The 13,156-nt window shown below is 43.6% G+C and carries 11 protein-coding genes and 2 pseudogenes; 11 read left to right on the forward strand and 2 right to left on the reverse strand.

What is annotated here, in order from left to right:
- The first annotated feature begins 82 nt into the window (after positions 1–82).
- Together NSQ49_RS14630 and NSQ49_RS14635 are read left to right on the forward strand one after the other, a co-directional pair.
- Positions 83–1,036 carry a methyl-accepting chemotaxis protein gene (locus NSQ49_RS14630; RefSeq protein WP_251283354.1) on the forward strand — a complete coding sequence of 318 codons (954 nt, stop codon included), beginning with the start codon at positions 83–85 and terminating at the stop codon, positions 1,034–1,036.
- A 20-nt stretch (positions 1,037–1,056) separates the two neighbouring features.
- Positions 1,057–3,054, forward strand: coding sequence for a HAMP domain-containing methyl-accepting chemotaxis protein (locus tag NSQ49_RS14635; RefSeq protein ID WP_251283353.1), 1,998 nt, complete (start codon positions 1,057–1,059; stop codon positions 3,052–3,054).
- An 89-nt stretch (positions 3,055–3,143) separates the two neighbouring features.
- Here the strand turns inward: NSQ49_RS14635 and NSQ49_RS14640 are convergent, their stop codons facing one another.
- Positions 3,144–3,419 (reverse strand): hypothetical protein, encoded by a 276-nt coding sequence (locus NSQ49_RS14640; RefSeq protein WP_251283352.1) that lies wholly within the window; start codon positions 3,417–3,419, stop codon positions 3,144–3,146.
- Positions 3,404–3,667: a CGCGG family putative rSAM-modified RiPP protein gene (locus tag NSQ49_RS14645; RefSeq protein WP_311315892.1), complete on the reverse strand. Its 264-nt coding sequence runs from the start codon at positions 3,665–3,667 to the stop codon at positions 3,404–3,406. The genes NSQ49_RS14640 and NSQ49_RS14645 overlap by 16 nt, the downstream gene beginning before the upstream one ends.
- Positions 3,668–3,908: 241 nt before the next feature.
- On the opposite strand from NSQ49_RS14645, the gene argH reads away from it, so the two are divergent.
- From argH to NSQ49_RS14690, 9 genes and pseudogenes are all read left to right on the forward strand, one after another.
- Positions 3,909–5,399: an argininosuccinate lyase gene (gene argH / locus NSQ49_RS14650; protein ID WP_251283351.1), complete on the forward strand. Its 1,491-nt coding sequence runs from the start codon at positions 3,909–3,911 to the stop codon at positions 5,397–5,399.
- Between the two features lie 92 nt (positions 5,400–5,491).
- On the forward strand, positions 5,492–6,055 hold the full coding sequence (locus NSQ49_RS14655) for a hypothetical protein (protein WP_251283350.1): 564 nt from the start codon (positions 5,492–5,494) through the stop codon (positions 6,053–6,055).
- A 213-nt stretch (positions 6,056–6,268) separates the two neighbouring features.
- Positions 6,269–8,386 carry a BglG family transcription antiterminator gene (locus NSQ49_RS14660; RefSeq protein WP_251283349.1) on the forward strand — a complete coding sequence of 706 codons (2,118 nt, stop codon included), beginning with the start codon at positions 6,269–6,271 and terminating at the stop codon, positions 8,384–8,386.
- Between the two features lie 13 nt (positions 8,387–8,399).
- A complete protein-coding gene (locus tag NSQ49_RS14665; RefSeq protein WP_251283348.1) occupies positions 8,400–8,669 on the forward strand; it encodes a PTS sugar transporter subunit IIB in 270 nt (89 codons plus the stop codon).
- Between the two features lie 123 nt (positions 8,670–8,792).
- Positions 8,793–10,055 (forward strand): PTS ascorbate transporter subunit IIC, encoded by a 1,263-nt coding sequence (locus NSQ49_RS14670; protein ID WP_251283347.1) that lies wholly within the window; start codon positions 8,793–8,795, stop codon positions 10,053–10,055.
- Between the two features lie 95 nt (positions 10,056–10,150).
- Positions 10,151–10,363, forward strand: a pseudogene (locus tag NSQ49_RS14675) (PTS transporter subunit IIC); the annotation flags it as partial.
- A 95-nt stretch (positions 10,364–10,458) separates the two neighbouring features.
- Positions 10,459–10,670: pseudogene (locus NSQ49_RS14680) on the forward strand (PTS transporter subunit IIC); the annotation flags it as partial.
- Between the two features lie 559 nt (positions 10,671–11,229).
- Positions 11,230–11,892, forward strand: a complete 663-nt coding sequence (locus NSQ49_RS14685) for a hypothetical protein (RefSeq protein ID WP_251283346.1) — start codon at positions 11,230–11,232, stop codon at positions 11,890–11,892.
- 14 nt (positions 11,893–11,906) lie between these two features.
- A complete protein-coding gene (locus NSQ49_RS14690) occupies positions 11,907–13,121 on the forward strand; it encodes an efflux RND transporter periplasmic adaptor subunit (protein WP_251283345.1) in 1,215 nt (404 codons plus the stop codon).
- Positions 13,122–13,156 lie beyond the last annotated feature (35 nt).

Genomic DNA, 13,156 nt, shown 5'->3' on the forward strand with positions numbered 1-13,156 from the left:
TAAAAAAGAGTGAAAAAGGTCACAAAATTTCACGTATTCTGTCGATATAATAAAGGAGTATATAGGAGATGGGGAGATAAGGATGTTCGGAAAAGGAAAGTTAAAGCAGCTGGAGGACGAAAAGCGGGAACTGGAAGCAAAACTCCAGTTGGCTGAAGACGAGTTTCAGCGCAGAGAAAAGTATTATCAGACACTGATTCAATCATTTAATGAAGATTTGACAACTACAGTAAGCCAGCATGAGATCGTCAATGGTCAGCACTATATGCTGGGAGACCTGGTTCTGAAAATAAAAGACGGTTTTGAAAATGTAAAAAGGCATAGCGAAGCTACTTTTTCAAACAGCCTCACTTTATCAGATAAAGGGGGAAATCTGATTCAATCTGCAAAAGAGATGGTCAAAAGCTCGGAGGAAGGGCGCGGATCCGTCAGCAAGTCTGAACAGCTGATTAAGCAGCTGGGAGAACAGCTTGAAGTGAACTCACAGAAAATGGAGGCGTTAAGCAAACGGTCAAAAGAGATCGAGATGATTGTTCAGGTCATCAAAGATATTGCGGAGCAAACGAACCTTCTTGCCTTGAATGCATCCATTGAAGCGGCACGTGCCGGGGAACAGGGAAAAGGATTTGCGGTCGTAGCGGATGAGGTCCGGAAACTGGCCGAAAGCACAGCGACAAGCACGGCAAATATCAGCTCCCTGACAAAAAATATTCAGGATGATATTAAAGCCACGCTGCACTCAACTGTCGCAAGCACTGAATTAATTAAAGACGGCATGTCCCTGAGCGGCCAGACTACCAGCAAAATTGATTCGATTACAAACATTATCCATGCAGTGGAATCAGAAGTCAGTGAAGTGATGGAAATGATTAACATCCAGAAGGGGTATTCCCGGGAGGTGGCAGGTGAGATTGCGGATACAAAGTCGGTTTTTGACCAAGTGAACGAACTGATCCAGAGGCATATAGACGATGCCAGAGTCGTTGATGAGAAGCTGGAAGGTGCCATCTCGCAGGTGAAGGCGGTAAATTACTAAGTTTTTAAAGGGGCCAAATCATGAAACTGAAAAATAAGAAAAAAAATGGGTCGCTGTTTTCATTTACGATTAGAAAGAAATTATTACTATCATTTATTATTATTCTATTAATTCCTTCTATATCAATCGGCTGCATATCCTATCAGAAGGCACATGATGAGATAAAGGACCAGATTTCCATGAGTGCCGATAAGAATGTTAAGATCCTTGATCAATTTATCATCAGCTTTATTAAGCCTAAGATGGGGGATGCGAATTACTTTTCAAAAAGGATCAAAAAGGATTTTTATACAGAGGGTGAACTGGAGGGTACGGTAAATGCCTTTAGCCAGTATAAAGAGCTTCATCCGGAGGCCGTGGCTATTTATGCCGGTTCTGAAAATGGCGATTTAGTCATCTACCCGCGTGCAGATTTGCCGTCTGACTTTGATGCCACCACACGCCCCTGGTATAAGGGAGCAATGGAGGCAAAGGGAAAAGCCTTTATCACAGAGCCATATGTTGATGCTGTCAGCGGAAATATCCTCATCACTGTAGCCCAAAAGCTTGGAGACAGCTCTGGTGTTATTGGAATTGACTTAAGTTTATCTGCTCTTAGTGAGCTTTCCAATAATATTAAAATTGGAAAAGAGGGTTATTCAGCAATTTTAAGCGCAGAGGGAAGCTTTTTAGTGCACCCGAAGGAGAAGCCGGGCACACAGGCAGAAGGCAGCTGGCTGCCGGAAGTCCTGGAAGAGGAAAAGGGGCAGGTGGAGTACACGCTTGATGGCGAAAAGAAAGAGATGCATTTTACCACCGATGCCCTGACAGGCATGAAGGTTCTTGGGACAATGAACGTGGAGGAAGTAACGGCATCTGTTCAGCCTATCTTAGTGTCGACCGTCATATTTATTGCTATCTTCGTACTTGTGGGTGCACTGGTTTCTTATATTATTGTCCGTTCAATAACGCGACCGCTCAATCAGCTCATCGCGGCAACCGATAAAGTCAGCGAAGGGGATCTGACCCAGAAGTTTATTGTCAGGAACAAAGATGAAATCAGCAAACTGGGTGAAAGCTTTAATAAGATGGTTCTATCGCTGCAGCAGCTGATCAACCAGGTTAGTGAAAAAGCGGTCCATCTGGCAGCATCATCAGAACAGCTGACGGCGAGCTCGGAGCAAAACAACATGGCAACAGAACAGGTGGCCAATTCCATTCAGGAAGTAGCTTCTGCAACTGAGCAGCAGACAGAAAAAGTGAAAGAAAGCACGACTGTCGTCAAAGAAATGTCGGGCCAAATTCAGCAAATTATGAGTAACACAAATGTCGTGGCCAAAACGGCGAATGAGACAAATAAAGTGGTTGTAAAAGGAAATACAGCGATCGACCTTTCCACGAACCAGATGAAAAACATTAATGTAACAGTCTCTGAATTAGGCTCTATTATCCATACATTAGGAAAGCGTTCGGAGGAAATTGGCCAGATTGTCAACGTGATATCAGCAATTGCTGACCAGACAAACCTGCTTGCACTTAATGCCGCCATTGAAGCTGCAAGAGCAGGCGAGCACGGAAGAGGCTTTGCCGTGGTAGCCGATGAAGTCCGCAAGCTTGCAGAGCAATCGTCCAAGTCAACCGAAAGCATCCGCGAGCTGATCTCAACCATCCAAACGGACACAAGCAAAGCCATCTCATCAATGGAAAAAGGAACAGCTGAAGTGGAAAAAGGTATAGACCTTGTGAACAATGCAGGTGATGCCTTCAGCCACATCCAGCAATTTGCAGACACCGTTTCTGGCCAGATCGCGGAAGTTTCCACATCCATCAGGGACATGGCCGAAGGTGCTGACCAGGTGGTAGAACTTGTAAACGCAATCGAAGAAATTGCTGCTGTCACGACAGCCGAAAGCCAGGATGTATCCGCTGCGACAGAAGAGCAGCTGGCGTCCATGGAAGAAATTGCGGCATCTGCTGCTTCACTTTCGGGGATGGCGGAGGAATTGCTGGATTCTATTAAGAGGTTTAAAGTGAGTTAAATAGAAGGACCCGCCAGGTTTGGCGGGTCTGATTTATTGTGGAGGCTGTGTAATATGCAAAAAGCTGCAAAAGCCTTCGTAGCTCCTCTCTAAGGAATATAAATATCCAATCGCTCCTTATCATTCCGCATAACATAATAATTCTGAAATCCCTCACCAATCAATGCATTTCGATACTTCCTCGAGTTTATGGTCAAAACCTGCTTTTTATGTTTTATAAAATAAACGATGCCTTGATGTACATAGATGGAATCAAAGTCCGTACCATCCCGGGTGATAAGCTCATCTTCGTAATAATAATTTAAAATAACCTGCCGATTCTTATAATCACATAAAATAGTAAGATCCTTCATTTGCTTTTCCATACCCTTAAAACGTAACCCCCGCATCCGCATTGATCAATAAACTGAGAGTCTATTGTATTTCCAAAATGCAAGTGCAAAACATCTGTTAAGTAGTCATTTGGATTTCCCAGTTTAGCCGGTGTGACGATATTTACATAATATCCCTTTGTTGTCTGGCTGACAGCTGCCATAGCATCATTGATCAGCAGATCTATATTTGATTCATACTCCCCCTGCTCCAGGGAAACAGACCAGTTCTTTTCCATCATGGCACCTCTCTTCAGGAATATTTTACAATATATAGAAGAGGGTGGATGTGCGCTGAATCACATTGAGAAATTAATGGGAGAGCCTGTACTGCCCCCATGTAAATGATATATTCTCAGTGGATGGACTGCCGTTTACGATAAGTGCACTATCAGCATTTTGATTGTCCATGCATATACTATGTTCATAGAAAGTGCTCCACCAGCTTAGGCGGAATTCTTGTCTTAAAACGGAGTTGAAATAATGAGCAAATTAGAAGATTTTATTAATAAGGAAGGCCATGTGTTTCCCGGCAAAACATATGCAGAAGAATTGCTGATGCCCGTATTTAATGATCAGCGGGACTATCTGTTCCATGCTATGTTCGATATTCACCGGGCACATGTGATCATGCTGGCAGAACAAGGAATCATTCCGGAAAATGAAGCAAAAACCATGCTGAAGGGAATAAACAAAGTGGCAATGTCAGACCCAGGCTCCCTATCCTATCAGCCTCAATTTGAAGATCTATTTTTTATGGTGGAAGCGAAAATAGGAGAGGAGATTGGTGATGAGCTGGCTGGGAAAATTCATATTGGCCGGAGCCGAAATGATATGGGAATCGCGATGTACCGGCTGGTCCTGAGAGAACACCTCCTCGAGCTTTTGGGCAATGCCTATCAGCTTAGTGAGGCATTGCTGGAGCAGGCTGAAGAGCATAAAGAGACTTATATGACCGGCTATACTCATACACAGCCGGCCCAGCCGACCACTTTGGGGCATTATCTGCTGGCTGTTTATGATGTCCTTCAAAGGGATGTCAGCCGGCTGTGGGCTGCCTATAAAACTGTAAATAAATCTTCACTCGGTGCTGCAGCCCTGACAACGACGGGCTTCCCGATTTGCAGGGACCGCACCCGTGACTTATTGGGATTTGAAGGAATTATTGAAAACTCATACGACTCAATTGCAGGTGCAGATTATCTTCTGGAAACGTCATCAGCTCTTATGACCTGCATGGTGAATACCGGCCGGTGGATCCAGGATTTCCTCCAGCATGTAACAAGAGAGTTTGGCACCTTCCAGGTGGCGGATCCTTACGTGCAGGTAAGCAGCATTATGCCTCAAAAACGGAACCCGGTTTCCATTGAGCATTCCAGATCCATTGCCAGCAGTGCCTATGGTGAGGCCTATGCAGCCATGAACATGGTTCATAACACGCCATTCGGTGATATAGTCGATACTGAAGATGATTTGCAGCCCCATCTGTATCGCGCTTTTAATAATGCGAATCGGGTATTAAAGCTGATGTACGCCGTGATTGCTACATTAAAGGTCAATAAAGAGCATGCGAAAGAAATGGCCAAAAAATCGTGCATCACGATCACCGAACTGGCTGACACCCTGGCAAGAGACTACAGCATCCCATTCCGGAAAGCCCACTCCATTGCCAGCTATATTTCGAAACAAACCGTGAAAGATCAGAAAGAGCTGTGCGACTGGAGAGTGGCGGATGTAAATGAAATTATTCAGGGATATGTTCCCGTGTCCTTGTCAGAGGATGAGTGGAAGAAAATCATTTCTCCGGAATACTTTGTACAGATCCGCAGCCTCCAGGGAGGACCGAATCCGGTTGAGGTCACAAGAATGATCAAGAATCGGAATGAAACTCTTACAGGGGATCTGCTCAGCTATGAGGGGACTGTGAGAGGGCTGAAGGAGAAGCGCGAGAATTTGATTAACTTTGATTTTTGATTTTTAAAGCGGACCTTTCGGGGTTCGTTTTTTTATTAAGCTTTTATTTCTAGAAAAATATAATATGATAAGAATTAGAGGGAGGAAGTGAGATGAAAAAAAGTTTGCTGGCTGTACTCAGCTTAGGACTAATATTCGGTCTGATTTATGTTTTGGCTTCACGTACAGCAGAACCTGCAAAGCCTGCTATTCCTGCTGTTTCCCTGGAAAAGAGCATCTGCGAAAGAGTATCAGAACAATTTGGCGAAGACTGCCAGCGGATTCTTTTATTTGACCCCCATTCAAGATTAGTTTTTGCAGAAACAAATTCAGGCATTATCCCTGTCCTGACCAATCAGGAGTTTACAGAGTTTAAGAAGTTCATATATCCTATCATGGATTACCAGGAGTTCAGTGAGGAAAAAGGAGATAGGGGACCGATTGACTGGCGGGCAGATCATAAGTCTGAAAAGGATTTTGCCATCATATATGGATTGGCTGAGGATGAAGCGAAGACCATCGTCATTAACAGTGAAGGCAATATCCAGCCATCCCGCTTTTGGGTGCGGGAAAACTTGTCAGTTTGGTATGCTGTTTTCGAGAAAGATGAAATTAAACTGCCGGTTGAGACTGCCGTTTATGATGCCGAAGGCCGCCTTGTTAACGAAAATGAATAAGTAAAACACCACTTCCTATTCAGTCAGGAAGTTTTTTTATTCCAGCTGATAAACCTTAAGTCCAACTCTTGCAAAAACCTCCTTACAGAATTCGGACTTCATTTTGCGCAATACAGGAGTATAATACTCAGTAAGCAGACAATTCAATGAATTTAGAGTCTGATGTTTGCAAACTTATGATATTAGAATCAGGTAAAGGAGGGAGCGCTCCCGATGATTCTTGACCAGCGCTGCATGACGATTTTGACGAAAATGGTCCATGCGCCTTCACATGTTTCTCCACAGGAGCTAATGGAAGAATTACAGATTTCCAAGCGGACTGTCTATTATGATATTGACAAAATTAATAGCTGGCTGAAAGACCAAGGCTTAGATGAGCTGAAGTATGTCCGTGCTGCTGGATTTTATCTCGATGAAGAAGAAAAGCAGCAGATTAAACAGCGGCTTCATTCATTTGATAAAGCAGGCAGCTATGAGTTTTCGCGCAAAGAAAGAATGGCCTGGACTGCCATCCTCATCCTGACCCGCGAGAAGACCATTTTTTTGCAGGATCTGATGGATAAGCTGGGTGTCAGCAGGAGTACGCTTCTGGCTGATATCAAGGAATTGAAAAAGCAGCTAAGCCAGTTTCAGGTTCAGTTGATTTTTCATAAATCTTCAGGATACTATATCGCCGGTGAAGAGCAGGATAAGCGGAAAATGCTGATTTACTGCTTAACACAGGTTCTAACCAATCGCGGCTGGAATGATCTATTATCAGAAGTTCAGTTAACCATCCAGGACACGCCTGGACTGTCGCCAGAAATGTTTCAGCGGACTGATTTAGAGACCATCTATGAAATTCTGGATGAAAGTGAATCCTTTTCCGGTGTTCATTACACAGATGATGTGATGGAGACGCTAACCGCCCATATATTTATGCTCATCAAAAGATTCAGCCAGGGAAAATACATCAAGATGGATCCAGTTGAAAAACAGGTCATCAAAGAAACTAAAGAGTACACCGCTGCCCGATTTATTTGCAGGAAAATTGAAAGCGGTTTCCGATTGGAGGTTCCTGATGATGAAGCTTGCTATCTTGCAACCTATCTGTTAGGGGCCAAGATAAGCGACTATGATACACATGAGCTCGAGAACCAGGACCTTGCTATCCTCAAATCAATGGCTGTCAGAATGGTCGATGATTTTCAGAAGTATGCATGCGTATTTTTTCAAAACCGGAAGGAACTTGAACGGAATTTATTGATTCATTTAAAACCGGCGTATTTCCGGATTAAATATGGGATCGACCTGGAGAATCCATTATCCAAATCTGTACAGGAATCTTATCAGGATTTGTTTATCCTAACCAAAAAAGTGGTTCATCATTTTGAATACGTGCTTGGCAAAAAAGTATCAGATGATGAAGTGGCGTATATAGCAATGCATTTTGGGGGCTGGATTGATAAAGAAGGTGTCAGAGTGGAAGCCCGCAAAAAAGCGGCTGTGGTGTGTGCCAGCGGAATCGGCACGTCCCGAATACTTCAGAAACAAATTGAAGACCTCATGCCATTCGTCGATGTGGCACATGTATACACTGTCCGTGAATATGAGAAAGCCTCCCTGGCTGATCTGGACTTTGTCATTTCGACCACGCCAGTATCCCGGAAACAGATCCCGGTGTTTATTGTAAATCCGATTCTAAACCCGTCCGAGAAGGAATCCCTGCTTAAGCAGGTACAGGCATCAGAAAAAAAGCCGAAATCAGAAACCATAGACGCATTGATGGACATTATCCGGAAGCATGCAGATATAAAAGATGAAAGCATGCTGATTCAGGAATTAAAAGCCTACTATCAGTCCAATAAAGAAGCGAAAAGTGAGGTGGATCAAAAGCCAATGTTAAATGAAGTTTTAACTGCCGATAAGATACAATTTGCAGATTCAGTCCAAAGCTGGCAGGATGCACTGCAAATGGCGTCACAGCCGCTATTGGCCGATCAATCCATCAGCCAGGATTACATTGATGCCATGATCGAAAACGTGAATAAGATGGGGCCATATATTGTCATCGCACCGGGAATTGCCCTTCCTCATGCCCGCCCTGAAGCTGGTGTGAACAAGCTGGGAATGAGCTTTCTGCAATTAAAAGAAAGCTGCGCTTTTTCGGAAAAGCCGGAGCATCAGGTTAGATTATTCTTTGTGCTGGCAGCCATCGATAATGAAACCCATTTAAAAGCATTATCCCAGCTGTCCAAAATGCTGTCTGACAGCGACAACCTTGAAAAACTGCAGACTGCTGATGCAGCTGCTGACGTTTTAGACATTATTAATCAATATTCACAAGACTAAGGAGGAAATAAAAATGAAAAAAATTCTAGTGGTATGCGGAAACGGACTTGGAAGCAGCTTTATCGTAGAAATGAACGTAAAAACAGTTTTAAGCCAGCTGGGTGTGGAAGCAGATGTGTCACATACAGATTTAACAACAGCTAAATCCGAGAATGCAGACATTTACCTGGGATCTAAAGACCTGATTTCCACTTTGGATGATGGAACAAGAACGATCATTGGTTTGACAAACATCCTGGATCAAAATGAGCTGAAAGCCGCATTGGAATCACATTTATCATAATAGAGAAAAAAAGAGCAGGCGATAGATTCGCCCGCTGAAAAATAAAAAAGAACACATACAGTATAACCTGAAAAAGGTTTAGAAGAAAGATAGATACAGAGGATTTAAAAAGGAGGGTTAAACATGTTTGATTTTATCATGAACGATATATTGGGCACGCCCGCCATCCTGGTTGGTTTATTCGCCTTGTTTGGCTTGCTTCTGCAGAAAAAAGGCATAGCTGATGTCATTTCTGGTACGCTTAAGACAATCATGGGCTTTCTCATTCTGAATGGAGGAGCAAGCATCTTAATAGGCTCACTTGATATTTTCGGAAAAATGTTTGAAAAAGCCTTTCATATCCAGGGCGTTATTCCGAACAACGAAGCCATCGTAGCGATTGCCCAGCAGACATTTGGGAAAGAAACCGCGATGATCATGCTTTTCGGGATGGTCATGAACATTTTAATTGCCCGTTTTACACCGTTTAAATATATTTTCCTAACCGGCCATCATACTTTATTCATGGCCTGCCTGATCTCAGCCGTGTTTGCAACAGGCGGAGTGACAGGGCTTCCACTGATTATTATTGGATCTATTATTCTAGGATTATTAATGGTATTCATGCCTGCGCTTGTGCAGCCATATGTACGCGAAATTACTGGCAATGACAGCATAGCGGTCGGCCACTTCGGATCTTTCGGCTACTTTGTATCCGGCTTTATTGGCAAGCGTGTAGGGGATAAATCCAAATCGACAGAGGCGATCAAAGTGCCAAAATCACTTGGATTCTTGCGCGATACATCTGTTGCGATGTCTCTGACTATGACGATTCTCTTCCTGGTAGTGGCGCCGATCGCCGGAAGAGGCTATGTAGAATCTGAATTGAGCGGCGGAGTTAACTTCCTTGTATTCTCGCTCATGCAGGCGATTACGTTTGCTGCTGGTGTCTATGTGGTCCTTGCCGGTGTGCGGATGCTGATTGCAGAAATCGTACCAGCTTTTAAAGGAATCGCTGACAAAGTGGTAAAAGATGCGAAGCCTGCCCTTGATTGCCCGGCAGTGTTCCCTTTTGCTCCAAATGCAGTTATTATCGGATTCCTATTCAGCTTCGTAGCTGGTTTGCTTTCCATGTTCCTCCTTCCGCTATTCGGCCTGAAGATCATTGTGCCAGGCCTGATTCCGCACTTCTTCACAGGTGCGGCAGCAGGAGTATTCGGAAATGCGACAGGTGGAAGACGCGGAGCGATGATCGGTTCATTTGCCAACGGTCTATTAATCTCTTTCCTTCCGGCCTTATTGCTTCCGGTTCTGGGTTCACTCGGATTTGAAGGAACAACCTTTGGGGATTCGGACTTCGGAGTTGTTGGGATTTTATTGAGCTTCCTTATTAAACTATTTTCTTGATCTAAGCTATTATGGGGACTTCACACTTATGTGAAGCCCCCTTTTTGATTTTTCGACAAATTTCGGGTGGTGCCTGTCACTGTGGAATTTAGCCAACAGGTGCGTCAGCAGGAGTATTCGGAAATGCGACAGGGGGAAGACGCGGAGCAATGATTGGTTCATTTGCCAACGGTCTATTAATCTCTTTCCTTCCGGCCTTATTGCTTCCGGTTCTGGGTTCACTCGGATTTGAAGGAACAACCTTTGGAGATTCGGACTTCGGGGTTGTGGGGATTTTATTGAGTTTCCTTATTAAACTATTTTCTTAATCTAAACTATTATGGGGATTTCACACTTATGTGAAGCCCCCTTTTTGATTTTTCGACAAATTTCGGGTGGTGCCTGTCACTGGGGAATTTAGCCAACAGGTGCGGCAGCAGGGGTATTCGGAAATGCGACAGGTGGAAGACGCGGAGCGATGATCGGTTCATTTGCCAACGGTCTATTAATCTCTTTCCTTCCGGCCTTATTGCTTCCGGTACTGGGATCACTGGGTTTGAAAGAACAACCTTTGGGGATTCGGACTTCGGGGTTGTGGGGATTTTATTGAGCTTCCTTATAAAACTATTTCCTTAATCTATTGAATTGGGACTTCACTTTAATGTGGAGTCCTTTTTGGAGTTTTCGACAAATTTCGGGTGGTGCCTGTCACCCAGTTGTAAAAAGGCACCATTCATATTCCATGCAAAGGTGCCTTTTTAACTGCTATTTATCGCTGTATGATAGAATCTCATATGAGTTATGACTTCTTTTTCGTTCTAGACTGAAAAAAGCTGACAGCTTCCAAAATAAATAATTTCTCCTGCTCACTCAGCATTGTCCAGTTTCCAGCTTTTATTTTCATTAGTAAGCCCTCCTCGATTTTTCATTCTCTCGTGACAAGGACATGGTTGTAAAATTCTTACTTATCTATACCGCCTTTCCAGTCTAATGAAACAACAAAAGTTTTTGCAAATTCCGACACTTATTTTTGTAGAATAAAGACTAACCACCAGGAAAAATGAGCTTTTAAAGGTCTTTTGCTATAATTTGAGCCGTTTCTGTACCCATTTCTCCACAATTCTACCTATTTCCCAATATTTTGATTTTAAGTTAAAATAAAAGAATAATAGATAATTTTTTTGGGGGATACTTTATGGGCTATCGGGTACCGCTGCTTAGAGGGTTAAAGGAACCTTATATGATTTCACATCAGATGAGAAAAGAGGAGAGACTATCTGGTCTATGGAAGCAGATTTTACTGGTAATGCTTCTGAGTGCACTTGTATTTGGACTCAGTGCTTACTTTGGAATTGGAAGCGAACATACTTCAAGAAGCCTGACGGATATGTCCAGAAGCGAGTACGAGCTGTACAAGCTGTTCTTTGGCGGCGGACAAATTGTATACGGCATTATTTATGCAGCCATGATCATTTTTTTACCCTCCTTGTTATTCTGGACGCTTGTAGACGTTGAATACCGAAAGCTTATCAGCATCCAGCTGATGGTTATGCTGATTCTCTTAATGGAAAAGGCCATTAACATCCCGCTCTTTCTGTTTCTCGGATTAAACAGTGAATCATCGATATTTTCATTTGGAATTATTGCTCAGGCAGCCTCATTTCCAGAGCTGCTGGTCTACACGTTTTCCGCCATTACACTCTTTAAAATCTGGACATTTGTCCTGCAATATAAGTACTTAAATGCCGTTTCCGAAAGAAGCCCTCGCTTCCTGGTATTCATGCTGGTCGGAACGCATTTGTTTTTCGTGATTGTCTCAGCTTTACTCTCATCTATTCAATTGGAAAAGCTAATTTAAGTGAGGGATCTTCTATGACGTGGAAAGCGAGATTGCTGATTATTGGTGTAACACTGTTCCTGGCCTGCAATATGGCTCTGATATTCCTTAAAAGTGATAAAATCGGCAGAACCTACTATATTGATGAATGGACGGCTGTGAAAAAACAGGACCTTCTTGAAACCATGCCGGCAAAGGGTGTCCTGGCGCCAATGGAAGAGCATCACCTTTACTATGAGAATACTAAGGGGACATTCAAGGGCTTTCTTGTAGAAAAAGGGGATGAGGTCCAGGCGGGGACAGGTTTATTCGAATACTCACCGGATGACATAGCGCTGACAAAGGAGAATTTCCAGATAGAAAAAGAAAAACTGGAACGGGAACAAGCTGGCATAGAGAGCCATATCAGCGAGTTAGAAAGCATGCAGCGAACGCTCGCACTCACACCTGCAGAAGAAGATGAACCCAATCCAAATGACTACATGATTCAAACCATCGAACGGGATATCGCGGAAAAGGAGCTGCAAGTCAGCAGGCTTGAAAGTGAAGTTCAAAAGTACGAGGATTTGATGGATGCAGCGGACGAAAGCCTGTCCAGTCTGACGGTGGAAAGTGAGATAGCCGGAACCGTCAAAAGCATCAAGACGGACCTCGCCAATCCAGTTGTAACCATCATTTCGAATGAGCAAAAGGTTGAAGGGATCTTTACCGAGCAGGAAATTCATAAAGCGGCAGAAGGAATGAAAGTATTCATTATTCCAAAAGGCAGCAACAAAAAAATAAATGGTACCCTCGAGAAAATATCAAACTATCCGACATCAGAGCCACATGCCGAAACAGAAAGCCGCTATGAATTTACGATTAGTATGAACGAAACACCTGAGTTTAAGAGTCTCCATGGTGAGCACGCCGATTTGCGAATCGTTACAAATGAAGTGGAGAATACCCTGACGGTTCCAGCCCATGCGGTGAAAAAGGCGAAAAAAGGCACATATACATATGCCATCAGGCAAAGCGGCAGGCTTGAACGAAAGGCAATTAAAACAGGGCTGAAAATTGGACAGACCCAGGAAGTGAAAGAAGGGGTGGAGAAGGGGGAACTGGTGCTGCTCGAACGGCCGCCATTTCTCAAAACGGGGTCCCCTTTCGCCACGCCATTCGAACCGGCAAAGCTTAAAAAGAAAGACGTAAAGAATTTAAGCAAGAAGGACATGATGAAATACGCAGCAAGAGGACTTCTTACCAGATAGAAAAAACCAGCAGCCCAATTTGCTGCTGGTTTTTT

Origin of the sequence: Cytobacillus sp. FSL R5-0377, assembly GCF_038004385.1 — a bacterium.
In the GTDB taxonomy this organism is placed as follows: domain Bacteria; phylum Bacillota; class Bacilli; order Bacillales; family Cytobacillaceae; genus Cytobacillus.